Origin of the sequence: Modestobacter sp. L9-4, from assembly GCF_019112525.1 — a bacterium.
In the GTDB taxonomy this organism is placed as follows: Bacteria; Actinomycetota; Actinomycetes; order Mycobacteriales; family Geodermatophilaceae; genus Modestobacter.
The window spans coordinates 651599-674563 of sequence record NZ_CP077800.1 but is presented as its reverse complement, the minus strand read 5'-3'; the positions used below and the strand labels follow the sequence as shown (position 1 = coordinate 674563).

21 protein-coding genes are annotated in these 22965 nt (G+C 75.2%); 16 read left to right on the top strand and 5 right to left on the bottom strand.

Annotated elements, in window-relative coordinates; translation table 11 throughout:
• The first annotated feature begins 267 nt into the window (after positions 1–267).
• The 7 genes from KUM42_RS03180 (at position 268) to KUM42_RS03150 (ending at position 5300) form a co-directional block, all read left to right on the top strand.
• Positions 268–570: a DUF4193 domain-containing protein gene (locus tag KUM42_RS03180; RefSeq protein WP_237494876.1), complete on the top strand. Its 303-nt coding sequence runs from the start codon at positions 268–270 to the stop codon at positions 568–570.
• A 393-nt stretch (positions 571–963) separates the two neighbouring features.
• Positions 964–1929 (top strand): hypothetical protein, encoded by a 966-nt coding sequence (locus KUM42_RS03175; RefSeq protein WP_237494875.1) that lies wholly within the window; start codon positions 964–966, stop codon positions 1927–1929.
• Between the two features lie 62 nt (positions 1930–1991).
• Positions 1992–2534: a dUTP diphosphatase gene (dut, locus tag KUM42_RS03170; RefSeq protein WP_237494874.1), complete on the top strand. Its 543-nt coding sequence runs from the start codon at positions 1992–1994 to the stop codon at positions 2532–2534.
• A gap of 2 nt (positions 2535–2536) precedes the next feature.
• Positions 2537–3262, top strand: a complete 726-nt coding sequence (locus KUM42_RS03165; RefSeq protein ID WP_237494873.1) for a DUF3710 domain-containing protein — start codon at positions 2537–2539, stop codon at positions 3260–3262.
• On the top strand, positions 3259–4053 hold the full coding sequence (locus KUM42_RS03160) for a S9 family peptidase (RefSeq protein ID WP_237494872.1): 795 nt from the start codon (positions 3259–3261) through the stop codon (positions 4051–4053). Before KUM42_RS03165 ends, KUM42_RS03160 begins: the two co-directional genes overlap by 4 nt.
• Entirely contained in the window at positions 4050–4451 is a 402-nt protein-coding gene (locus KUM42_RS03155; RefSeq protein WP_237494871.1) for an OB-fold nucleic acid binding domain-containing protein, read from the top strand. Before KUM42_RS03160 ends, KUM42_RS03155 begins: the two co-directional genes overlap by 4 nt.
• Positions 4452–4553: 102 nt before the next feature.
• The gene (locus KUM42_RS03150; RefSeq protein ID WP_237494870.1) at positions 4554–5300 is read left to right on the top strand and encodes a DUF3159 domain-containing protein; all 747 of its coding nucleotides are present in this window, start codon (positions 4554–4556) and stop codon (positions 5298–5300) included.
• Positions 5301–5342: 42 nt separating this feature from the next.
• On the opposite strand, the gene KUM42_RS03145 is transcribed toward KUM42_RS03150, so the two are convergent.
• Both KUM42_RS03145 and KUM42_RS03140 read right to left on the bottom strand, forming a co-directional pair.
• Positions 5343–6011 (bottom strand): TrkA family potassium uptake protein, encoded by a 669-nt coding sequence (locus KUM42_RS03145; RefSeq protein ID WP_237494869.1) that lies wholly within the window; start codon positions 6009–6011, stop codon positions 5343–5345.
• Positions 6011–6751: a TrkA family potassium uptake protein gene (locus KUM42_RS03140; RefSeq protein ID WP_370629333.1), complete on the bottom strand. Its 741-nt coding sequence runs from the start codon at positions 6749–6751 to the stop codon at positions 6011–6013. The genes KUM42_RS03145 and KUM42_RS03140 overlap by 1 nt, the downstream gene beginning before the upstream one ends.
• 119 nt (positions 6752–6870) lie before the next feature.
• Between KUM42_RS03140 and KUM42_RS03135 the strand changes: the two genes are divergently transcribed.
• The 4 genes from KUM42_RS03135 (at position 6871) to KUM42_RS03120 (ending at position 14158) form a co-directional block, all read left to right on the top strand.
• The gene (locus tag KUM42_RS03135) at positions 6871–8901 is read left to right on the top strand and encodes an APC family permease (protein WP_237494868.1); all 2031 of its coding nucleotides are present in this window, start codon (positions 6871–6873) and stop codon (positions 8899–8901) included.
• The gene (locus KUM42_RS03130) at positions 8894–10192 is read left to right on the top strand and encodes a class I SAM-dependent RNA methyltransferase (RefSeq protein WP_237494867.1); all 1299 of its coding nucleotides are present in this window, start codon (positions 8894–8896) and stop codon (positions 10190–10192) included. The genes KUM42_RS03135 and KUM42_RS03130 overlap by 8 nt, the downstream gene beginning before the upstream one ends.
• A gap of 130 nt (positions 10193–10322) precedes the next feature.
• Entirely contained in the window at positions 10323–11627 is a 1305-nt protein-coding gene (locus tag KUM42_RS03125; protein ID WP_237494866.1) for an alpha/beta hydrolase family protein, read from the top strand.
• On the top strand, positions 11624–14158 hold the full coding sequence (locus KUM42_RS03120) for a bifunctional lysylphosphatidylglycerol flippase/synthetase MprF (protein WP_237494865.1): 2535 nt from the start codon (positions 11624–11626) through the stop codon (positions 14156–14158). The genes KUM42_RS03125 and KUM42_RS03120 overlap by 4 nt, the downstream gene beginning before the upstream one ends.
• Before the next feature lie 6 nt (positions 14159–14164).
• Here the strand turns inward: KUM42_RS03120 and KUM42_RS03115 are convergent, their stop codons facing one another.
• Positions 14165–14401 (bottom strand): hypothetical protein, encoded by a 237-nt coding sequence (locus KUM42_RS03115; RefSeq protein ID WP_237494864.1) that lies wholly within the window; start codon positions 14399–14401, stop codon positions 14165–14167.
• A 130-nt stretch (positions 14402–14531) separates the two neighbouring features.
• On the opposite strand from KUM42_RS03115, the gene KUM42_RS03110 reads away from it, so the two are divergent.
• The 3 genes from KUM42_RS03110 (at position 14532) to KUM42_RS03100 (ending at position 17289) form a co-directional block, all read left to right on the top strand.
• A complete protein-coding gene (locus KUM42_RS03110) occupies positions 14532–14900 on the top strand; it encodes a hypothetical protein (protein ID WP_163609341.1) in 369 nt (122 codons plus the stop codon).
• Between the two features lie 102 nt (positions 14901–15002).
• A complete protein-coding gene (gene dxs, locus KUM42_RS03105) occupies positions 15003–16919 on the top strand; it encodes a 1-deoxy-D-xylulose-5-phosphate synthase (protein WP_237494863.1) in 1917 nt (638 codons plus the stop codon).
• A gap of 88 nt (positions 16920–17007) precedes the next feature.
• Positions 17008–17289, top strand: a complete 282-nt coding sequence (locus KUM42_RS03100) for a thiamine-binding protein (protein ID WP_237494862.1) — start codon at positions 17008–17010, stop codon at positions 17287–17289.
• Positions 17290–17393: 104 nt separating this feature from the next.
• Here KUM42_RS03100 and KUM42_RS03095 read toward each other — a convergent pair whose 3' ends face one another.
• Together KUM42_RS03095 and KUM42_RS03090 are read right to left on the bottom strand one after the other, a co-directional pair.
• On the bottom strand, positions 17394–19457 hold the full coding sequence (locus KUM42_RS03095; RefSeq protein ID WP_237494861.1) for a 3-hydroxyacyl-CoA dehydrogenase NAD-binding domain-containing protein: 2064 nt from the start codon (positions 19455–19457) through the stop codon (positions 17394–17396).
• On the bottom strand, positions 19454–20659 hold the full coding sequence (locus KUM42_RS03090) for a thiolase family protein (RefSeq protein WP_237494860.1): 1206 nt from the start codon (positions 20657–20659) through the stop codon (positions 19454–19456). Before KUM42_RS03090 ends, KUM42_RS03095 begins: the two co-directional genes overlap by 4 nt.
• A 226-nt stretch (positions 20660–20885) precedes the next feature.
• Between KUM42_RS03090 and KUM42_RS03085 the strand changes: the two genes are divergently transcribed.
• Complete coding sequence (locus KUM42_RS03085) at positions 20886–21992, top strand: sugar ABC transporter substrate-binding protein (protein ID WP_237494859.1); 1107 nt, start codon at positions 20886–20888, stop codon at positions 21990–21992.
• A gap of 163 nt (positions 21993–22155) precedes the next feature.
• On the top strand, positions 22156–22962 hold the full coding sequence (locus KUM42_RS03080; RefSeq protein WP_237494858.1) for an ATP-binding cassette domain-containing protein: 807 nt from the start codon (positions 22156–22158) through the stop codon (positions 22960–22962).
• Positions 22963–22965: the final 3 nt, after the last annotated feature.

The following is a 22965-nucleotide window of genomic DNA, read 5'->3' as shown; positions in this document are numbered from 1 at the left end:
GCGGGCACAAACCGGGACCCCACGGCGTTGGGCGGCTGGCCGGAGCGCAGCACGGGGCGCTGGGCCGATCAGGCGGGCGCAGGTCCGCACCCGGTCGGCCGGATGCCTCCGGTGCACCACCGTGCCACCCGGTCGACGGCCCAACAGGGGGCCGCAGACCGACAGACCACCGACCGCCCCGGCGGCCGGCACCACCCACCGGCGGCTCGGAGCGCCGGTGGCAGACGAGCGGGCCGAGCGCCCGCGACGAGAGAGAGAGGGCACACCATGGCCCAGGACTACGACGCACCGCGGCGCAACGAGGCCGACGAGCTCGGCGAGGACTCCCTCGAGGAGCTCAAGGCCCGCCGGGCGGAGGCACAGTCCTCTTCCGTCGACGTCGACGAGACCGACTTCAACGAGAACCTCGAGCTCCCCGGGGCGGACCTGTCCAACGAGGAGCTCACGGTCCGCGTGCTGCCCAAGCAGGAGGACGAGTTCACCTGCTCGCGCTGCTTCCTCGTGCAGCACCGCAGCCGCCTGGCCGCCACCAAGGGCGACCAGCTCTACTGCCGCGACTGCGCGGCCTGAAGAAGGACCCCCTCGCCCCCCACGCCACGCTCCGCGCGGCGCGGGACCCTACGAGGGGGCCTGACCCTCGCCCCCCACCGCTCGTTCCTCGCGGCGGGGCCCTGCGAGGGGGCCTGACCCTCGCCCCCGTCACGCTCCGCGCGGCGCGGGACCCTGCGAGGGGCCTGACCCTCGCCCCCGTCACGCTCCGCGCGGCGCGGGACCCTGCGAGGGGCCTGACCCTGGCCCCCAGTCACGAGAGAGCTCGCGGCGGGGCCGGGCGAGGGGCCTGACCCTCGTCCTCACCGTGCGCGACGCGCGGCGGGACCCGGCGAGGGGACCCACGACCGACCGGGGAGGTTCCTCCGTGGTCGGTCGGGGGCAGTACCGAAGCTCTGCGACGGAGAGGCACCGATGACACAGCACGGTCAGGGCACGGGGTCACCGCGCGACGTCCCGCCCCCGCGGCCCGTCGGCGAGCCGGTCGAGGGCGAGGTCGTCGGCGGCGGCCCGGGTGACGGGCTCGGCGCCGCGGGGCGGGCGCTGGCCGACGCCGTCGCCGGTCTGCTGGGCAAGGGCGAGGAGTCCGGCCCGGCCGCCGGCCGCCGTCCGTCGGCCGGCGCCAAGGCGGCGGGCAGCGTGCTGGCCGACGTCATCTCCGCCGTCGCCGGCGCCGCCCGCGCCCAGGGCTCCGACGACGTCGGCAGCAGCCGGCCCGGCACCGGGCCGACCGGCGCGGGCCGGGCCGGCACGAGCTCGGGCAGGGCCTCGGGCAGGGCCTCGGACAAGGGCGGGCCCACCGGTCTGCTGTCCGACCTGCTGGACGCCGCCGCGCCCCGGCTGCCGATCCGGGACGCCGCCCGCCTCCGGGCAGCCCACCCCGGCGCCACCGACGGCGAGATCGCCGACGCGCTGGTCGCGCGGGCGGCCAAGCTCACCGCCGGCGTCGGTGCGGCGACCGGTGGCCTGGCGGCCGCCCAGTGGTTCGCCCCGCCCACGCTGATCGCCGTCCCGCTGGAGCTCGGGGCCCAGACGGTGCTGGTCGCCGCGGTCGAGGTCGTCCTCGTCGGCGAGCTGCACGAGCTGGCCGGCCGGCCGGCGCCCGGCGACGCCCGGGCCCGCGCCAGGGCCTACCTGGCCAGCTGGACGACGCAGCGGCCCGTGGGCGCCGGCTCCGGCGGCATGCTCTCGATGCTCGGGTCGGCCGGGGTCTCGGCGCTGCGCCGCCGGCTCACCCGGCGGATGGCCCGCGGCACCACCTCGATGGCCCCGCTGCTGGTGGGCGCGAGCCTGGCTGCCCGCGGCAACCGGAAGGCCACCGTGGCGCTGGCCGACCGGCTGCGCGCGGACCTGCGGCTGCCGCCGTCCGCGACGCACTGAGCCCGGTGCCCGCCGTCCGGCCCCGCGCGGGCGGCACGGGCGGCGGGGCTAGCCTCGCCGCCGTGCCCGCACCCCGCCCCGAGGACCCGGCCGCCGGCCGCACGGAGCCGGTGGTCGACGTCCCGGTGCTGTTCACCGGCCCGGACGCCGTCCTCCCCGGCTACGCCCTCCCTGGGGACGCCGGCGCCGACCTCTGCCTGGCCGAGGACGTCGAGCTCGCCCCGCACCAGCGGGCGCTGGTCGGCACCGGCGTCGCCGTCGCCATCCCGGAGGGCTACGCCGGCTTCGTGCACCCCCGCTCGGGCCTGGCCCACCGGCTCGGGCTCAGCCTGGTGAACGCCCCGGGCACCATCGACGCGGGCTACCGCGGCGAGATCAAGGTCAACCTGGTCAACCTGGACCCGACCACGCCGCTGCGGCTGTCCCGCGGCGACCGGGTCGCCCAGCTCGTCGTCCAGCCCGTCGTGCGGGCGCGGTTCGTGCCGGTGGCCGAGCTGCCGGGCAGCGAGCGCGGCAGCGGCGGCCACGGGTCGACCGGCGGGGCCGGCGTGCTGGACCGGCCCGCTGCCGACGCAACCCCCTCATCCCTGGAAGGACGGGCCTGACGATGCCCATCGGACGCCGGCGCAACCGGATCGACCGCAGCCTGCGCGAGCGGGGCGTGCCCCCCGAGCCGCAGTTGCGCGAGCGCGAGGACGTCGGGACGACCGGTCCCTGGGACTCCGCCGACGCCCCCGACGACGGCCAGCTGCGGATCGACCTCGGTGCGCTGCGGCTGCCGGCGCTGCCGGGCATGGAGCTGCGGGTCGACGTCAACGCCTCCCAGCAGGTCGTGGGCGCCAGCCTCCGCTACGGCGACTCGCTGCTGCAGCTGTCGGTGTTCGCCGCGCCCCGCGCGGCCGGCCTGTGGGACGACGTGCGGGTGGAGCTGGCCCGCGGCGCCGCCGCGCAGGGCGCCGAGCTGGCCGAGGTCGAGGGCCCCTTCGGCACGGAGCTGGCCGGCACGGTGCTGCTGCCCACCGCGCCGCCGCCGGGGGAGACCGCGCCGACGATGGTGCGCCGCCCGGCCCGGTTCCTCGGCGTCGACGGCCCGCGCTGGTTCCTGCGCGGCATGATCAGCGGCCCGGGGGCGACCGGTCCGGAGGCCGGGCTCCCGCTGGAGGCGGCGTTCCGCGGGGTCGTCGTGGTCCGCGGCACCGACCCGATGCCGGTGCGCGACCCGCTGCCGCTCACCCTGCCCGCGCAGGCCGCCGAGCAGGTGGCCCGCCAGCAGGCCGCCGGCCGCACCTCGGGCAGGGCGACCTCGCCGATCCCGCCGGACGCCTCGGAGTGACCGGCACGGCGCACGCCTACGGGCCCGGTCCCGACCAGTTCCTCGAGGTCACCCTCCCTGACGGCGGCGCCCCGGCGCCGGTGGTCGTCGTCGTCCACGGTGGGTTCTGGCGCGCCCGGTACGGCATCGAGCTGGCCCGGCCGCTGGCCGCGGACCTGGCCGCGGCGGGCTGGGCGGCCGTGGCGGTGGAGTACCGCCGGGTCGGGGCCGGCGGTGGATGGCCGGCCACCCTCGAGGACGTCGCGGCGGCGCTGGACGCGCTGCCCGACCTGCCCGAGGCCGCCGCCTTCGACCTCACCGACGTGACCGTGGTCGGGCACTCCGCCGGCGGGCACCTGGCCGCGTGGGCGGCCGGCCGCTCGCAGCTGCCCGCGGGTGTCCCGGGCGCCGGGCCCCGGGTGCCGGTCACCGCCGCGGTCGCCCAGGCCGGCGTGCTGGACCTCGACGCCGCGGTCGCCGCCGATCTCGGTGACGGCGCCACGGTGGCCTTCCTCGGCGGCACCCCGGCCGAGGTGCCCGACCGCTACGCCGCCGCCGACCCGGTGCGGCTGCTGCCCACGGGGGTGCCGGTGCTCCTCGTCCACGGCGAGGACGACGAGACGGTGCCGCTGGAGCAGAGCCGCCGCTACGCCACGGCGGCCTCCGCCGCCGGTGACCCCGTCGAGGTCGTCGTCGTCCCCGGTGACCACATGGCCGTCATCGACGTGACCGGGGTGGCGTGGCGACGCGTCCTGGAGTGGCTCAGCACACGTCGGACAGCGGCTGTCCACCGCACTACGCTGGAACCGTGACCGAGACCAGGGTTCCGTCGGCAGCGCAGCCCGGTGCGCGCAGCTGGCTGTCCCGCAAGCTGCAGAAGCTCACCGCCGACGACCGGGTGGTCGACGCGCAGGAGCTGCGCTCGGAGGCCGCCATCGCCGGCTGCTCGGCGGTCAGCGCCTGCCGCAAGGGCGAGGTCGTCACGGTGACCGGGCGGATCAAGTCCGTCGTCTACACCCCGCGGGAGACCGTGCCCACGCTGGAGGCCGAGCTGTTCGACGGCTCGGGCTCAGTGACGCTGGTCTGGCTGGGCCGCCGCCGCATCCCCGGCATCGAGCCCGGCCGCCGGCTCACCGCCCGGGGTCGCTTCGCCGCCTTCGAGGGCCGGCAGGTCATCTACAACCCCTGGTACGAGCTGAGCGCCGGGTGACCCCCTCGGGGGTCCGGGCGTGACCGGCCGGCCCGGCGGGCCGACGCGGTGACCGGCGGGAACGACAGGCCGCAGGGTGACGGTCCGACGTTCGACCGCCAGATGGTGCTCGACCAGCTGGGCGGCTGGCGCGGCATGGTCGACGCGTCGCTGCCGACCATCGCCTTCATCGTCGCCAACGGCATCGGCGGGCTGACCGTCGGCATCTGGGCCGCGGTGGTCTCCGCGGTGGCCGTCTTCGTCCTGCGGCTGGTGCGGCGCGAGAGCATCCAGCAGGCCATCAGCGGTCTGTTCGGCGTGGCGATCGCCGTCTTCCTCGCCGCCCGCTCCGGTGAGCCCCGCGACTTCTTCGTCATCGGCATCATCCGCAACCTCGCCATCGGCGTGGTGGTGCTCGGCTCGCTGCTGGTGCGCCGCCCGCTGGTGGGGGTGGTGGCCGAGTTCCTGGCCCCCAGCCACCTGGGGTCGATGGCCGGCCACACCCTGCCCTCGTTCCGTGGCCGCTCACGCCGCGGCAGCGAGCCGGTGGCGACCGAGCCGGGGACCGTGCAGCCCGACCCCGGGTCGAGGGGGGACGACGCGCGGCCGGCCGACCCCGGTCCGCGGCGGCCGTGGCGCGAGGACCCACGGATGCTGCGCGCCTACGGCTGGCTGACGGTGCTGTGGGGCGGGGTCTTCCTGGTCCGCGGGATCGTGCAGTACGTGCTGTACCGGCTCGACGAGGTGGGTCTCCTCGGCACCTCCAGCGTCGTGCTGGGCCTGCCGGTGACCGCCGTCCAGCTGGGCATCACCCTGTGGGTCGTCGCCCGGCTGCACCGGCACCGCGCCGAGGAACAGCCCCCCGCCTAGTCCCCGTCCTCCGCACCCGGAGGTTGCGGAGGACGGGGTCGTTCAGCAGGTGCCGTCGGGGCAGAGCATCTGCTGGAGCTGGTCCTCGACCTCGCCGTGGGTGACGAACAGCAGCTCGTCGCCGGCCTCCAGCGGCTCGTCGGGGTCGGGGTTGATCACCCGGTCGCCGCGCAGGATGGTCGTCAGCACGGTCTCCCGCGGCAGCGGCACCTCACGCACCGGCCGGCCGACCCACGGGGTGTCCTCGGCCAGGGTGATCTCGACGAGGTTGGCGGCGCCCTTGCGGAAGCTCATCAGCCGGACGACGTCGCCGACGGTGACCGCTTCCTCGACGAGGGCGGCCAGCACGCGCGGCGTGGAGACGGCGACGTCGACGCCCCAGGCCTCGGTGTAGAGCCACTCGTTGCGCGGGTCCTTGACCCGGGCGACGACGCGGTTGACCGCGAACTCGGTCTTGGCCAGCAGCGAGACGACGAGGTTGGCCTTGTCGTCACCGGTGGCGGCGATGACCACGTCGCAAGTGGCCAGCTGGGCCTCCTCCAGGGAGGTGACCTCGCAGGCGTCGGCCTGCACCCACTCGGCGCCCGGCACGGACTTGGGCTTGACCCGGGAGCCGTTGCGCTCGATGAGCATCACGGCGTGCCCGTTGCCCAGCAGCTCGGTGGCGATGGAGCGGCCGACGGCGCCGGCTCCGACGATGGCGACGCGCATCAGTGCTGCCCTCCGCTGGGTGCCTGCTCGACGGCGGCGTGCACGCGGTCGGTGAGCTCGTCGGTGACCGCGACGACCAGGTGGTCGCCGGTCTGGAGCACGGTCGAGGCGGTGGGCAGCTGGGCCTCGCCGAAGCGCACCAGCCACGCCGCGCGGGCACCGGAGGCGGCCTCGAGCTCGGCCAGCGGCCGGCCCACCCAGCCGTCGGTGACGGTGACCCGCATGAGCAGCACCTTGCCGGTGGGCTCGCGCCAGATCTCGGTGACCTTGACCGACAGCAGCTCGCGCATCAGCCGGTTCACCGTCCACGGCACGGTGGCGACGCTGGGGATGCCCATCCGCTCGTAGACCTCGGCCCGCTTGGAGTCGTAGATCCGGGCCACGACGTGCTCGACGCCGAAGGTCTCCCGCGCCACGCGGGCGGCGATGATGTTGGAGTTGTCGCCGCTGCTGACCGCGGCGAAGGCGCCGGCGGACTCGATGCCGGCGTCCAGCAGGGTCTGCCGGTCGAAGCCGAGCCCGGTGACCTGACGGCCGCCGAACTCCGGTCCGAGGCGGCGGAAGGCCTCGGCGTCCTGGTCGATCACCGCGACGCTGTGGCCGACCTGCTCGAGGCGGCGAGCGATCGCCGACCCGACGCGGCCGCAGCCCATGACGACCACGTGCACCTGATCCCACCCCGTCCGCTGGCCACTGCCGGCCCGGCTGACCACCGGGTCGTACAGCGCGCGAACGTACACCCGGCGCGGTCCCTCCCCGGCGCGCCGGGGACCGCCGGCACACCCGTCGGGGGTGCCCCTGTGAGTGACGTCGCCCCGGGACGGCCCACCGCCGTCCCCCACGTCCGTACGATCGCGGCGTGCCGTCCCTGTCCGACCTCGGCCAACTCCCGAAACGTCTCGTCCTCGGCCGACCCGTCCGCACGGACAAGGCGGGGGAGTCGCTGCTGCCCAAGCACCTGGCCCTGCCGATCTTCGCCAGCGACCCGCTGTCCTCCGTCGCCTACGCGACGCAGGAGATCCTGATCTTCCTGACGCTGGCCGGGACGACGTTCCTCTTCCTCACCCCGTGGCTGGCCGCGGTCGTGGTCCTGCTGCTCACCGTGGTCGTGCTGTCCTACCGCCAGGTGGTGCACGCCTACCCCTCGGGCGGTGGTGACTACGAGGTCGCGATGAAGAACCACGGCCAGTTCGCCGGGCTGGTGGTAGCCAGCGCGCTGCTCACCGACTACGTGCTCACGGTCGCGGTGTCGGTCAGCTCGGGCACCGACAACATCATCTCGGCGTTCCCGGCGCTCGACCAGCACCGCGTGCTCATCGCCGTCTCCCTGGTCGCGCTGCTGGTGGCGATGAACCTGCGGGGCGTGCGCGAGTCGGGGAAGACCTTCGCCGTCCCGACCTACGCCTTCGTCGCCTGCATCCTGGTGATGATCGTGACCGGGCTGGTCCGCGAGCTGGTGCTGGACGACCCGGTGGTCGCCGAGAGCGCCCGCTACGCCATCGAGGCCGAGCCCGGCTACGAGAACGTCACCGGCCTGGCGCTGGTCTTCTTCGTGCTGCGCGCCTTCGCCTCGGGCTGCACCGCGCTGACCGGGGTGGAGGCCATCGCCAACGGCGTGCCGGCCTTCCGCCCGCCGAAGAGCAGGAACGCGGCCACCACGCTGGCGCTGATGGGCGCGATCGCCGCGACGATGTTCGTCGGGGTCACCGCGCTGGCCCTGCTGTCGGACGTGAAGTACGTCGAGAACGCCTGCGACCTGGTCGGCTTCGCCGACTGCGAGAACCAGCCCCAGCGCACCGTGATCGCCCAGGTCGCCGCCGCCGTGTTCGGGGGCGCGGACTCCCTCGGCTTCTACTTCGTGCAGGCCGCCACGGCCCTGGTGCTGATCCTGGCCGCGAACACCGCCTTCAACGGCTTCCCGCTGCTGGGCTCGGTCCTCGCCCAGGACCGCTACATGCCCCGCCAGCTGCACACGCGCGGGGACAAGCTGGTCTACAGCAACGGCATCCTGCTGCTCGCCGGCTTCGCCGTCCTGCTGCTGGTGGTCTTCGACGCCGACTCGACCCAGCTGATCCAGATGTACATCGTCGGGGTGTTCACCAGCTTCTCGATCGGCCAGTGGGGCATGGTCCGGCACTGGAACCGCGAGCTGCGGGCCGAGACCGACGCGGCGGAGCGTGGCCGCATGCAGCGCTCCCGGGTGATCAACGCCATCGGCGGGTCGCTGACCACGGTCGTGCTGGCCATCGTGGTGGTCACCAAGTTCGCCGGTGGCGCCTGGATCGTCATCGCCGCGATGCCGGTGATCTTCCTGCTCATGCGCTCGATCAACCGGCACTACTCCCACGTCGCCGAGCAGCTGGTGCCCGACAGCGACGTGCGGATGAAGCCGTCGAAGGTGCACGCCGTCGTCCTGGTGTCCAAGGTGCACAAGCCGACGCTGCGGGCCCTGGCCTTCGCCCGCGCCACGCGGCCGGATCAGCTGACCGCGCTGACGGTCAACGTGGACGACGCCGACACCCGGGCGCTGCAAGCCGACTGGGAGCGCTACGACATCCCCGTGCCGCTGACCGTGCTCGACTCCCCGTACCGGGAGATCACCCGCCCGGTCGTCGACTTCGTGCGCGACATCCGCCGGTCCAGCCCGCGCGAGCTGGTGGTGGTCTTCGTGCCGCAGTACGTGGTCGGGCACTGGTGGGAGAACCTGCTGCACAACCAGAGCGCGCTGCGCCTGCGCAGCCGGCTGCAGTTCCAGCCCGGCGTGATGATCACCAGCGTGCCGTGGCAGCTGGAGAGCTCGCTGGACCGCGACCCCCGCGACGGCACCCCGGCCCCCGGCGACCTCCGCCGCGGCCTCACCGACGACGTGGAGCAGACGCCGTATGGCTGAGGACCGCCGCCGCTCCCAGCGCTCCCCGGCACGCCGGCCTCGGGTCTCCGCCCAGGCCGGTGGTGGCTGGGAGGGGCGCCGCTTCGAGGTGACCGTGGGCCCGGTGGCGCACGGCGGGCACTGCGTGGCCAGGCACGAGGGTCGGGTCGTGTTCGTCCGGCACACGCTGCCCGGCGAGCGGGTCGTGGTCGAGGTGACCGAGGACCGGCACGCCGGCTTCTGCCGCGCCGACGCCGTCGAGGTGCTCGAGGCGTCCCCCGACCGGGTCGAGCGGCCCTGCCCGTACAGCGGCCCCGGGAAGTGCGGCGGCTGCGACTGGCAGCACGTCGGCCACGCCGGGCAGCTGACGCTCAAGGCCGCCGTGGTCCGCGAGCAGCTGTCCCGGCTGGCCGGGCTCGACGTCCCGGTCACGGTCGAGGCGCTGCCCGGCGGGCCGCTGCGCTGGCGCTCGCGGGCCCGGTTCGCCGTCGACCGGGCCGGTGACCCCGGCCTGCGCCGGCACCGCTCGCACGACGTCGTCCCGCTCGACGACTGCCCGATCACCGTCGAGCCGGCCGCGCAGGCCGTGCTCGGACGGCGCTGGCTGGACGCCGGTGCGGTCGACGTCGCCGTCGACTCCGCCGGGGTGGTGACCACCTCCACCCTCGACCGCCGGGGCCGCACCCAGGACGTGCAGGTGCTGCGCCCGGGCGCCGACGTCCCGGAGGAGCCCGCCGGCCGGGCCCAGCGCTCCGCGGGCGGCCGTGACTGGGAGGTCGAGGGCACCGGCTTCTGGCAGGTGCACCCGGCCGCCGCCGACGCCCTGGTCCAGGCCGTGTCGGCCTTCGCCGCGGTGCGGCCGGGGGAGACCGTGCTGGACCTCTACGCCGGCGCCGGCCTGTTCGGTGGGGCCCTCGCCCCGGGCGTGGGTGCGGCGGGCCGGGTGGTGTGCGTGGAGTCCGACGCCGCGGCCTGCGCCGCCGCCGACGCCAACCTCGCCGACCTGGCGCAGGCCGAGGTCTGGCAGGGCGACGTCGACGCCCCCGGGCTCACCGAGCTGCTGGTCGACCTGGGCCACCCGGACGTCGTCGTCCTCGACCCGCCGCGGGCCGGGGCCGGGAAGGACGTCAGCCGGGTCATCGCCGGTGCGGGGCCGCGCGCGGTGGTCTACGTGGCCTGCGACCCGGCGTCCCTGGCCCGCGACGTGGCCGCCTTCGCCACCGCCGGCTACCGGCTGGCCGACCTGCGTGCCTTCGACTGCTTCCCGATGACCGCCCACGTGGAGTGCGTCGCGCTGCTCGTGCAGGACTAGCTCCGCAGGCTGTGCCCCGCCGCAGGGACCGCTGTCCCGGCGATGTGCAGCCACCTCCCCGCCGGTTCCCAGGGCGCCCACAGCCGGACGGCAGAACCTCTCCTCGTCCGGTCAGGGGAGAGGTGGGGTCGTGTTCTCGCACGCGTGGCGGTGGGCCACCGGGCTCAGCCTGGTCCAGGGGCACCTGCACGTCGCCCTGGTCACCGGGCTGGTGGTCGGGCTCGTCGTGCTGCTGCTGGCCCACCGCGACCGGCGCTGGGCGCGGCGCCGGGTGCCGCTGGCCCTGCTCGCCGCGGCCGTGCTGCTGGGCGTCGCGCAGCTGCTGCTGGTCCTGACCCGGCCCTTCCCCGACGGGCTGCCGTGGCTGGTGCCGCTGTTCGTCGGGCTCGGGCTGGCCGGGCTCGCGCTGGCGGTGGCCGGCTGGGCGGGGCTGCGGTGGTGGCGGCGCGGCATCGCCGTCCTGGCGGCGCTGGCCGTGGTGCTGGGCGCGGCCGACGGGGTGGACGCCGTCTACCGCTCCTTCCCGACGGTGGCCTCGGCCCTGCAGCTGCCGCCCTACGACCAGGTCCCGATCTCCCGGGTGACGACCCCGGGCCCCGACGCGCCGGCCGCCCCGGCCGACTGGACCCCGCCGCGGGGCATGCCCGAGACCGGGGCGCTCGCGCAGGTGACGATCCCGGCCACCACCTCCGGCTTCGGGGCCCGCCCGGCCTGGGTGTACGTGCCGCCTGCCTACCGGACCGCCGACCGGCCGCTGCTGCCGGTGTGGGTGCTGCTCAGCGGGCAGCCGGGCGGCACCCGTGACTGGATCGACGGCGGTCAGCTGGCGCACCGGCTCGACGACTGGGCGGCCGCGCACCACGGGCTGGCCCCGGTGGTCGTCATGCCCGACGCCCTCGGCGGGGAGACCGACAACCCGCTGTGCCTGGACTCCGCCCTGGGCCGGTCGGCGACCTACCTGTCGGTCGACGTGCCGGCCTGGATCGGGTCCGCGCTGCAGGTCGACCCCGACCACGCGCACTGGGCGGTCGGGGGACTGTCCTACGGCGGGACCTGCGCGCTGCAGCTCTCCGTCGCCCACCCCGACCTGTTCCCGACCTTCTTCGACGTCTCCGGCCAGCGCGGCCCGACCCTCGGCGACCCCACGGACACCGTGCAGGCGACCTTCGGCGGCAACCAGGCCGCCTTCGACGCGGTCGACCCGCTGCACGAGCTGGCGGCCCGGCGCTACCCGCAGCTGTCGGCCTACGTCGCGGTCGGGCAGGACGACGACGAGTACCGGCCGCAGGCCGAGCAGGTCGCCGCCGCGCTGGGTGCCGCGGGGGTGTCGGTGACCACCGCCGTGCTGCCCGGCGGCCACTCGTGGGAGGTGTGGGGCCCGGCACTGCAGGGCGCCCTGCCCTGGCTGACCGACCACACCGGGCTTCCGTCGTGACCCCGGCCGACCTGGTCCGCGGCGCCGGCCGCCTGCTGCGGCGGGTGCCGGTGACCGCCGCCCTCGTCCTCGTGCTGGTCGCCGGTGCGGGGGGCGCCTCGCCGTCCGCGCTGGGCACCGGCGTCGGTCCGCTCGCGGCCGGCCGCTGGTGGACGCTGCTCACCGCCGGGCTCACCGCGGCCGGCCCCACGGGCGTCGTCGTCACGGTGCTGCTCGTCGCGGCGCTGCTCGGCCCCGTCGAGCACCGCTGGGGCAGCGCCCGCACCGCGGTCGCGCTCCTGGGCGGTCAGCTGGCCGCCGGTGCGCTGGCCAGCGGGGTCGGGGCGCTGCTGGAGGCGACCGGTGACCGGTGGGGTCGCCTGCTGTCCGCCGCCGTCGTCGTCGGGCCGCTGCCGGGCGTGCTGGCCGCCGTGGCCGCCGCGTCGGCGTCGGCGACCCCGCTGGTGCGGCGCCGGGTCCGGGTCGTCGCCGGGGTGGTGCTGGTCATGCTGGTGCTCTACGCCGGCACGGCGGGCGACGTGCACCGGCTGGCCGGGTGGGGCGTGGGCCTGCTGGCCGGCGCGGTGGCCGCCCGGGCGCGCGGCCGCGGCCGGGACCACGGGCCGGTGAGCCGGCGGGAGTCCCGTGCGCTGGTCGCCCTCGTGGTCGCCGCAGCTGCCGTCGGACCGCTCGTCGCGGCCTTCTCCCGCGACCCGGAGGGCCCCTGGGCCGTGGTGTCGCACCTGTTCGTGTCCGCCCGCCCCGGCGCGGGCCTGCTTCACCAGGTGTGCGCGGCCGGCGACCCCTCCGACTGCCGGGTGCTGACGGCGCGGTCGCGGCTGCGCGGCCCCGGCACCGCGCTGCTGTCGGTGCTGCCGGTGCTCGTGCAGCTGGTGCTCGCCGAGGGGCTGCGGCGGGGGCGGCGGGCCGCCTGGACCGGTGCGGTGCTCCTCACCGGCGTGCTCACCGTCGTCGGGAGCGTCGTCGTGGCCGCGGTGCTCCACCGTCCGGCCGAGGCGCTGGCCCTGCTGGACACCCCGCGGGCCGGGCTGCCGACCTTCGCGCTGTGGGCACCGCTGCTCGCCCCCGCGACCGTGCTGGTGCTGCTGCTGGCCACCCGCAGCCGGTTCGCGGTGCCGGCCGCGCCCGGGACCGCCCGGCGCTGGGCGGCGCTCGCGGCCGGGGGACTGGCGCTGGTCGTGCTCGCCTACGTCGCCACCGGCGTCCTGCTGCGCGGTGACTGGGCGCAGCGCCCGACCGTGGCCCGGCTGCTGCTGGACCTCCCCGCCCGGCTGCTCCCGCCCGGCTACCTCGGTGAGGTGCTGCCCCGGCTGTCCCCGCTGCACGGCGCCGCCCGGGTGCTGGCCGACTGGACCGGGGTGGCCTGCTGGGCGGTCCTGGCCGGGACGGCGTGGGCGGTCGTCCGGCCGGCCGTGCCCCGCGGGGACGCCGTCCGGGCGCGGGAGCTGGTGGCCCGGCACGGCGAGGGCCCGCTGTCGTTCATGACCACCTGGGTGGGCAACCGCTGGTGGTTCAGCGGCGACGGGCAGGCCGTCGTCGCCTTCCGGGTCGTCGGCGGGGTCGCGCTGACCACCGGCGACCCGGTCGGGACGCCGGAGGCGAGGGAGCGGGCGGTGCCGGAGTTCACCGCCTGGTGCCTGTCCCGCGGCTGGACGCCGTGCTGGTACTCCGTCACCGACGCGGTGGTCGCGGCGCTGCCCGGTGCCCGCCGGGTGCAGGTGGCCAGCGAGACCTGGCTCCCGCTCGGGGAGCTGGCGTTCGTGGGCAGGCGCTGGCAGGACGTCCGGACGGCGATGAACCGCGCCGCCCGCGACGGCGTGCAGGCGGTCTGGACACGGTGGGCCGACGCGCCGCTGGCGCTGCGGGAGCAGGTGGCGCGCTCCTCGGAGGAGTGGCTGGCCGGCAAGGGGCTGCCGGAGATGGGCTTCACCCTCGGCGGCCTCGACGAGCTGACCGACCCCGCCGTCCGCTGCCTGCTGGCCGTGGGCCCCGGCGGGCGGGTGCACGGGGTGACCAGCTGGCTGCCGGCGTCCCGGGACGGGGTGCGGGTGGGCTGGACGCTGGACCTGATGCGGCGCAGCCCGGGCTGCCCGCCGGGCACGATGGAGTTCCTCGTGGGCACCGCGGCACTGACCTTCCAGGACGAGGGCGCGGAGTTCGTCAGCCTGTCCGGGGCGCCGCTGGCGCTGCCCGGGGACGACGCCGCCGACGACGTGCTGGCCCGGCTGCTGCAGACCACCGGCCGCCTCATGGAGCCGGTCTACGGCTTCCGCTCGCTGCTGTCGTTCAAGGCGAAGTTCCAGCCGCGGTACCGGCCGCTGTGGCTGGTGCACCTGGACACCGCCGACCTGCCGCGGATCGCCGGCGCGGTGTCCCGGGCCTACCTGCCGCACCTGTCGCCGGGGCAGGCCCTGCGGCTGGGCCGCACGCTGCTGGCCGCCCGGCGGACCCGCCCGGCGGCCCCGCAGCCCCGGCCCGTGCCGCCGCCGTCCGGGCCGACCGCCGAGCTGGCCGTCGCCGGGGCGGGGTGACCTGGGTCAGGACGGGGGTTCGAGCTCGATCATCCGGCCGACGGCGACCGCCCAGGCCGTCCGCACGGCGGGCGGTTCCCCGGCGACCAGGGCGTGCACGCCCGCCACCGTGCCCCGGTCGCTGCCGACGACGGCCTCGAAGCCCAGCCGGAACACCAGGGCCTCCACCTCCCCGACCGTCAGGCCGGCGGCCAGCAGCGGTTCCACGACCCAGCGCACCTGCGTGCGTGCGAGCTGTCCCACACGGGTCGTTCGCCCCGAGCCGGCCGGGCGGATGCACCCAGCCGTCGCGGCCGGCCACCGACGGGTCACGCTTCGAACACACGTGCGAGCCGGTGTCCGGTGCCGGGCGGCCGGGTCGCACACTGACCGGGTGGACGCCGCACTGCCGCCGGGCTGGCCGGACGAGGTGCGGCCCCCCGGTGCCCCCGACTGGGAGCAGAGCGCCGTGGCCTGGCTCTACGACCTGGTGCCGCCGGACTACCGCTCCCACGAGGTGCTGCGCCGCTACCCGGTGCTGCTGGCCCGCTTCGCCGGTGACCACGTCGCCGCCGGGCTGGAGGCCGCCCGCGCCGGCTGGCGCACCGTCCGGGTCGAGCTGGCCGACCAGCTGCCCCCCGACGCGATGGAGGCGGCCATCCGCGCCTACGAGCGCGAGGGCGCCCGGCTCACCCGGGCGGCGCGCGGCGTCGAGGTGGTCGCCGGGGCGCTGCGGGGGGAGCGCTGGGTGCCCCGGCTCTAGCCGCCGTCGTCCAGACGGCGGTCCTGCGGTTCGCAGTTACAGTGGGAGCCCACCGGTCGCGCCCTCCGGACGTGGCCGACGTCGAGAGGACCCTGCCCCGTCGTGTCGCTGCTCAGCTCGTTGACCGGGCCCGCCGACCTCCGGGCGCTGCGTCCCGACCAGCTCCCGGAGCTCGCCGCGGAGATCCGGGACGCGCTGGTCGCCGCCGTCTCCAAGACCGGCGGGCACCTGGGGCCGAACCTGGGCGCGGTCGAGCTGACGATCGCCGTCCACCGGGTCTTCGAGTCCCCGCGCGAGCCGATCGTCTTCGACACCGGCCACCAGGCCTACGTGCACAAGCTGCTCACCGGCCGGCTGGAGGGCTTCGCCCAGCTCCGCCAGCGCGGTGGCCTCTCCGGCTACCCCAGCCGCGCGGAGAGCGAGCACGACTGGGTCGAGAACAGCCACGCCTCCACCTCGCTGTCCTACGCCGACGGGCTGGCCAAGGCCTTCGCCGTGCGCGGGGAGAACCGCCCGGTCGTGGCGGTCATCGGCGACGGCGCGCTGACCGGTGGGATGCCGTGGGAGGCGCTGAACAACATCGCCGCCGCCGAGCGCCCGGTCGTCATCGTGGTCAACGACAACGGCCGCTCGTACTCGCCGACGATCGGCGGGGTGGCCGACGCGCTGGCCACCCTGCGGCTGCGGCCGGGCTACGAGGACGCGCTCACCGCCGTCCGGCAGGCCCTGCACCGCGCCCCCGTCGTCGGCACCGCGCTCTACGACGCACTGCACGCGATCAAGAAGGGCCTCAAGGACGTCCTGGCCCCGCAGGGCATGTTCGAGGACCTCGGCATGAAGTACGTCGGCCCGGTCGACGGCCACGACATCGAGATGATGGAGTCCGCGCTCCGCCGGGCCCGGGACTTCGGCGGGCCGGTCATCGTGCACGCCGTCACCACCAAGGGCTTCGGCTACCCGCCGGCCGAGACCGACACCGTCGACGCCTGGCACTCCACCGGCGTCTTCGAGCCCGACAGCGGGCTGTCCTCGGCCGCCAAGGGCCCGGAGTGGACCGACGTGTTCGCCGACGAACTGGTGCGCATCGGCGCCGAGCGCTCCGACGTCGTGGCCGTCACCGCCGCGATGCTGCACCCCACCGGTCTCAGCGGCTTCGCCGAGCGCTTCCCCGAGCGCACCTACGACGTGGGCATCGCCGAGCAGCACGCGCTCACCTCGGCCGCGGGCATGGCGATGGGCGGCCTGCACCCCGTCGTCGCCATCTACTCGACTTTCCTCAACCGGGCCTTCGACCAGCTGCTGATGGACGTCGCGCTGCACCGCCAGCCGGTCACCGTCGTCCTCGACCGCGCCGGGGTCACCGGCTCCGACGGCGCCTCGCACAACGGCATGTGGGACATCTCGATCTGCTCGGTCATCCCTGGCCTGCGACTGGCGGCACCGCGCGACGAGCCCACCCTGCGGGAGGCGCTGCGCGAGTCGGTCGCGGTCACCGACGGTCCGACCGTGGTGCGCTTCCCCAAGGGCGCGCTGCCGGTGGAGGTGCCCGCGCTGGAGCGCCTCGGCCCGGTCGACGTGCTGCGCCGCGGCGCCACCCCGGAGGTGCTGCTGGTGGCCTGCGGCTCGCTGGTGCCGATGTGCCTGGCCGTCGCCGAGCGCGCCGCCGACCACGGCATCGACGTCACCGTCGTCGACCCGCGGTGGGTCGTGCCCGTGGCCGACGAGCTGCGCACCCTGGCCACCCAGCACCGACTCGTGGTCACCGTCGAGGACGGCGGCCGCGCCGGGGGCGTCGGCACGCTGCTCAGCCAGGCCCTGCAGGACGTCGACTCCGACGTCCCGGTGCGCACGCTGGGCCTGCCGCAGCAGTTCTTCGACCACGGCAGCCGCGGTCAGGTGCTGGCCGACGTCGGGCTCACCGAGCAGGACGTCGCCCGCCGCATCGTCGAGTGGGCCGCCCGCATCGCCGACCGCGCCGCGGGCGCGCACGAGACCGCTCGCGTCGAGGGCCAGCAGTAGCAGCAGGACCCCCGTGCCCCTCACCACGAGCGAGCTCGCGGCGGGACCCTGCACGGGGGCCGCAGGGCACCGACGGGACGGGGGACCGATGATCATCGCCGAGATCCAGGTGGCGCCGTCGCCGGCGGGGACGGCGGAGGACCCGCACGCCTTCGTCGAGGCGGCCATCGCCGTGATCAAGGGCTCGGGGCTGCGGTCGGAGGTCGGCGCGCTCGGCACCACGCTGGAGGGCGAGGACGACGCGGTCTGGGCGACCCTGCGGGCGGCGCACGAGGCGATGATCGCCGCGGGCGCCACCAGCGGGATCTCGCACGTCAAGATCGCCACGGTGGGCCGCACGATGGACTCGCTGACGCACAAGTTCCGCTGACGCAGCCGCGCGGTTCGCTGACGCACGAGTCCCGCTGACGCAGCCGCTCGGTGTGGGGGTCCCCGGCGCGGTCCACCGCGCCGAGGACCCCCACACCGGGCAGGTCAGGCCGGCAGGGACGCCACCCCGCGGGGGAGGAACCGCGACCCGGTGACGGCCTCGGAGACGCCGGTGCGGTCCAGGTACGCGGAGATGCCGCCCAGCCAGAACGGCCAGCCGGCGCCGAGCAGCATGCACAGGTCGATGTCCTGCACGCCCCGGACGACGCCCTCGTCGAGCATCAGCCCGATCTCCTCCGCCAGTGCCCGCTCGGCCCGGTCGCGCAGTTCCTCGGCGGTCAGCGGGGTGTCGCCGCCCTCCAGGCCGAGCTCCGGGTCGACCACGCCGGGCTCGGAGTACACGCTCGGCCGGCCCAGCGCGACCATCCGCTGCAGCCCGGTGCTGACGCCGTAGCGCTCCGGGAACGCCTCGTGCATCCGCTCGGCCACGTGCAGCGCCACCGCGGGGCCGACCAGGGAGAGCAGCTCGAAGGGCGTCATGGGCAGCCCCAGCGGCTCCAGGGCCCGCTCGGCGACGGCGACCGGGGTGCCGGCGTCCACGGCGGCGGTGACCTCGCCGAGGAAGCGGGTGAGCAGCCGGTTGACCACGAACGCCGGGGCGTCGGCGACCAGCACGCAGGACTTCTTCAGGGCCTTGCCGACGGCGAAGGCGGTGGCCAGCGTGGCGTCGTCGGTGCGCTCGGCGCGCACCACCTCCAGCAGCGGCAGGACGGCGACCGGGTTGAAGAAGTGCAGGCCGACGACCCGCTCGGGGTGCTGCAGCCCGGCGGCCATCTCGGTCACCGACAGCGCGGAGGTGTTGGTGGCCAGCACGCACTCCGCCGACACCACCGCCTCCACCTCGGCGAACACCTGCTGCTTCACCGACAGCTCCTCGAACACCGCCTCGATCACCAGGTCGGCGTCGGCGAACGCGTCCTTGCTCAGCGAGCCGGTGACCAGGCCGGTGAGCCGGTTGCGGGCGTCGGGCGACAGCCGGCCCCGCTCGGTGAGCTTCGCGAGCTCGGCATGCACCCAGCCCACGCCCTTGTCGACCCGCGCCTGGTCGACGTCGGTGAGCACGACGGGGACCTCGAGCCGGCGGGCGAACAGCAGCGCCAGCTGGGAGGCCATCAGCCCGGCACCCACGACGCCGACCTTGGTGACCTTCCGTGCCAGCGCCCTGTCCGGGGCGCCGGCCGGTCGCTTGGCGCGCTTGTTGACCAGGTCGAAGGAGTACAGGCCGGCCCGCAGCTCGTCGCTCATCAGCAGGTCGGTCAGGGCGTCGTCCTCGGCCGCCGTCCCGGCGGTGAACCCGGCGTCGCCGGCACGGGCGAGGTCCAGCAGCTCGACGGCCCGCAGGGCGCCGGGGGAGGCCCCGCGGGTGCGGGCGGCCACGATGCCCCGGGCCCGGGCGATCGCGTCGTCCCAGCCGGTGGTGTCGGGCTCGCGGCGGGCGACGGTGACCTGACCGGTGACCACGCCGGCCGCCCACTCCAGCGACCGCTCCAGGAAGTCGGCCGGCTCGAAGACCGCGTCGGCGATGCCCAGCTGGGCCGCCTTCGGCCCCGGCGTCATCTTGTTCTGGGCGAGCGCGTTCTCCACGATCACGGTCACCGCGGCGTCGATGCCGGTGAGCGCCGGCAGCAGCTGGGTGCCGCCCCAGCCGGGCACCAGCCCGAGGAAGACCTCCGGGAAGGCGACGACGGCGGTGCTGGAGATCGTCCGGTGCTGGCAGTGCAGCGCCAGCTCCAGCCCGCCACCCAGCGCGGCGCCGTTGACGAAGGCGAACGTCGGGACGGCGGAGTCCTTGAGCCGGCGGAACACCCGGTGCCCGGTCTCGGCGATCTGCCGGGCGTCGGCGGGCGAGGTGATCGCCGGGATGCCGGAGAGGTCGGCGCCGACGGCGAAGACGAACGGCTTGCCGGTGACGGCGATGGCCGCGGGGGTGGGGGAGTGGGCGGCGACCTCGTCCAGCGCGGCGTCCAGCGAGGCCAGCCCGCCGGGGCCGAAGGTCGAGGGCCGGGTGTGGTCGTGCCCGTTGTCGAGGGTGATGAGCGCGAGCTCACCGCTCAGCCCGGGCACCGACAGGTACCGCACCAGGGACCGCGTGACGACCTCGTTGCTCATGCCTGCGCTCCGTCCCAGTTCGGGTTCTCCCAGATCACGGTGCCGCCCATGCCGATGCCGATGCACATCGCGGTCAGCCCGTAGCGGACGTCGGGGCGCTGCGCGAACTGCCGGGACAGCTGGGTCATCAGCCGGACGCCGGAGGACGCCAGCGGGTGCCCCACGGCGATCGCACCGCCCCAGGGGTTGACCCGGTCGTCGTCGTCGGCGATGCCGAAGTGGTCCAGGAACGCCAGCACCTGCACGGCGAAGGCCTCGTTGAGCTCGAAGAGCCCGATGTCCTCGATCGTCAGGCCGGTGCGGGCCAGCGCCTTCTCCGTCGAGGGGATGGGGCCCACGCCCATCACCTCGGGCTCCACGCCGGCGAAGCCGAAGCCCACCAGCCGCATGCCCACGTCCAGGCCCAGCTCCTCGGCGACCTCCTCGGCGGCCAGCAGGCAGCCGGTGGCCCCGTCGTTGAGCCCCGCGGCGTTGCCGGCGGTGACGTGCCCGTGCGGGCGGAACGGCGTGCGCAGCGTCGCCAGCGCCTCGAGCGTGGTGCCCGGGCGGGGCGGCTCGTCGACGGTGGCCAGGCCCCAGCCGGCCTCGGCCGAGCGGGTCGCCACCGGCACCAGCTCGGGCCCGATCTGCCCCGCGGCGACGGCGGCGGCGTACTTCTGCTGGCTGCCCACGGCGAACGCGTCGGCACGCTCCTTGGTCAGGTGCGGGAACCGGTCGTGCAGGTTCTCCGCGGTCGAGCCCATCACCAGCGCCGAGCCCTCGACGATGCGCTCGCTGACGAAGCGGGGGTTCGGGTCGACGCCCTCGCCCATCGGGTGGTGGCCCATGTGCTCGACGCCGCCGGCGATGGCCACGTCGTAGGCGCCGAAGGCGATGCCCGAGGCGGTGGTGGTCACGGCGGTCATCGCGCCCGCGCACATCCGGTCGATCGCGAAGCCGGGCACGCTCTTCGGCAGGCCGGCCAGCAGCGCGGCGGTGCGGCCGATGGTCAGGCCCTGGTCGCCGATCTGGGTGGTGGCGGCGATGGCGACCTCGTCGACGCGCCCGGGCGGCAGCGTCGGGTTGCGGCGCAGCAGCTCCCGGATGCAGCGGACCACGAGGTCGTCCGCTCGGGTCTCGGCGTACAGGCCGGTGGGGCCGGCCTTGCCGAACGGGGTGCGCACGCCGTCGACGAAGACGACCTCACGCAACGAGCGGGACATGGGACCTCCGCAGTGAGTTCCGGTGCTGCCCGGGAGGGGGCGACGCGATCAAGTTACCCACCGGTAGGGGCCTGTCCAACCCCTGTGGACGTCACCCGATCATGGTCACGTCCTTGTAACGGCTCTCACATGTGGTTGCCCCCACACTGTGTCGGGCGCAACATCACCCGGCAATCACCGATCACTCCTATGAAACGGCAGGACCCTCATGGCGCGACGGCGCATCATGACCACCGCAGTGCTCGCTGGCTCGCTCCTCCTCTCCGTCGCCGCGTGCGGCGGCGACGACAGCACCAGCGGCGGCGGCACGGCCGCTGGCAACACCGCCAGCGGCGCCAGTGGCAGCAGCGGCGGCGGCGCGGCCGCCGCCGGCAAGATCGGGGTCATCCTCCCCGACACGGTCTCCTCCCCCCGTTGGGAGAGCGCGGACCGCCCCCAGCTCGAGGCCGCCTTCAAGGCCGCCGGGGTCGAGTACACGATCGACAACGCCCAGGCCGATGCGCAGCGCATGCAGACCATCGCCGACCAGATGATGTCCAGCGGCGTGACCGTGCTGGCGATCGTCAACCTGGACAGCGCCTCGGGTGCGGCCATCGAGGCCAAGGCCAAGCAGCAGGGCATCAAGACCATCGACTACGACCGCCTCACCCTCGGTGGCTCGGCCGACTACTACATCTCCTACGACAACAGCAAGGTCGGGCAGCTGCAGGGCCAGGGCCTGGCTGACTGCCTGGGCGACAAGCCGGCGAACATCGCCTACCTCAACGGCTCGCCCGACGACAACAACGCGACCCTGTTCTCCGAGGGTGCGCACAGCGTCCTGGACAAGGTCAGCAGCTACACCAAGGTCGCCGAGCAGGCCGTGCCGAAGTGGGACGCGACCCAGGCCGCCACCATCTTCGACCAGCTGTACACCCAGGCCGGCGGCAAGATCGACGGCGTCTACGCAGCCAACGACACGCTGGCCAACGCCGCGATCGGCACCCTGGACCGCAACAACGTCACGGTCCCGGTCACCGGTCAGGACGCCAGCGTCCAGGGCCTGCAGAACATCCTCTCCGGCAAGCAGTGCATGACGGTGTGGAAGCCGGCCGACGGTGAGGCCAAGGCCCTCGCCGAGACCGCCATCGCCCTCTCGAAGGGCGAGGAGGCCGACACCACCGGCACCGTCAACGACGCCACCGGCGGCCGCGACGTCCCGGCGATCCTGCTCGACCCGATCGCGGTGGACCAGGACGGCCTGGCCGACGCGATCAGCAAGGGCGCCCAGGCGGCGTCCGACGTGTGCACCGGCGAGTTCGCCGCGATGTGCACCGAGAAGGGCATCAAGTAACACCTGCTCCACCGTCGGGGCGTCCCAGTCGATGGGGCGCCCCGGCGGGCTGTCCTGGCCACAGTCATGTGGCGTAGAACATGCACGCGACGAACACGCACGCGACGTGCCTCACGTCCACCCATCACAGCCCTGCTCGATCCCAACGGACGGAAGGAGGGACGTGTCCGCTCCGACGGTCCGTCCCGATGACGGCACACCCACACTCGAGCTCCGCGGCGTCAACAAGAGCTTCGGTGCGATCCAGGTGCTGCACGACGTGCAGCTCAAGGCCTACAAGGGCCAGGTCACCGCGCTCGTCGGTGACAACGGTGCCGGCAAGAGCACGCTGATCAAGGCGATCGCCGGCATCCACCCGATCGACAGCGGCGAGGTCCTCTTCGAGGGCCGGCCGGTCACCGTGAGCGGTCCGCGCGACGCCGCCGACCTCGGCATCGAGGTCGTGTACCAGGACCTCGCGCTGTGCGACAACCTCGACGTCGTCCAGAACATGTTCCTGGGCCGCGAGCGCCACAACGGCGTGCTGCTCGACGAGGTCTCCATGGAGCAGTCGGCCCGCGACACCCTCGCCCGGCTCTCGGTGCGCACGCTGAAGTCGGTCCGGCAGCAGGTGTCCAGCCTCTCCGGTGGGCAGCGGCAGACGATCGCCATCGCCAAGGCGGTGCTCTGGGAGTCCAAGGTCGTCATCCTCGACGAGCCGACCGCCGCCCTCGGTGTCGCGCAGACGCGTCAGGTGCTCGACCTGGTGCGCCGGCTGGCCGACACCGGGCACGCCGTCGTCTTCATCACCCACAACATGGTCGACGTCTTCGAGGTCTCCGACCGCGTGGCGGCCCTCTACCTGGGCCACGTCGCCGCGGACGTCGCGATCTCCGAGGTCGACCGCACCCGGGTCGTCGAGCTGATCACCTCCGGGCGCTCCGGCGACCTGGGCATCGAGCCGGCGGCCATCGCCGAGGCAGGGGTCTGAGCA

What these genes read in the sequence shown, in the direction of transcription:
- KUM42_RS03085 (WP_237494859.1), top strand. Translation starts at nt 20,886, where the DNA reads ATGACCACCGCAGTGCTCGCTGGCTCGCTCCTCCTCTCCGTCGCCGCG.
- KUM42_RS03100 (WP_237494862.1), top strand. Translation starts at nt 17,008, where the DNA reads ATGATCATCGCCGAGATCCAGGTGGCGCCGTCGCCGGCGGGGACGGCG.
- KUM42_RS03150 (WP_237494870.1), top strand. Translation starts at nt 4,554, where the DNA reads ATGGTGCTCGACCAGCTGGGCGGCTGGCGCGGCATGGTCGACGCGTCG.
- KUM42_RS03180 (WP_237494876.1), top strand. Translation starts at nt 268, where the DNA reads ATGGCCCAGGACTACGACGCACCGCGGCGCAACGAGGCCGACGAGCTC.
- KUM42_RS03090 (WP_237494860.1), bottom strand. Translation starts at nt 20,659, where the DNA reads ATGTCCCGCTCGTTGCGTGAGGTCGTCTTCGTCGACGGCGTGCGCACC.
- KUM42_RS03145 (WP_237494869.1), bottom strand. Translation starts at nt 6,011, where the DNA reads ATGCGCGTCGCCATCGTCGGAGCCGGCGCCGTCGGCCGCTCCATCGCC.
- KUM42_RS03175 (WP_237494875.1), top strand. Translation starts at nt 964, where the DNA reads ATGACACAGCACGGTCAGGGCACGGGGTCACCGCGCGACGTCCCGCCC.
- KUM42_RS03095 (WP_237494861.1), bottom strand. Translation starts at nt 19,457, where the DNA reads ATGAGCAACGAGGTCGTCACGCGGTCCCTGGTGCGGTACCTGTCGGTG.
- KUM42_RS03165 (WP_237494873.1), top strand. Translation starts at nt 2,537, where the DNA reads ATGCCCATCGGACGCCGGCGCAACCGGATCGACCGCAGCCTGCGCGAG.
- KUM42_RS03130 (WP_237494867.1), top strand. Translation starts at nt 8,894, where the DNA reads ATGGCTGAGGACCGCCGCCGCTCCCAGCGCTCCCCGGCACGCCGGCCT.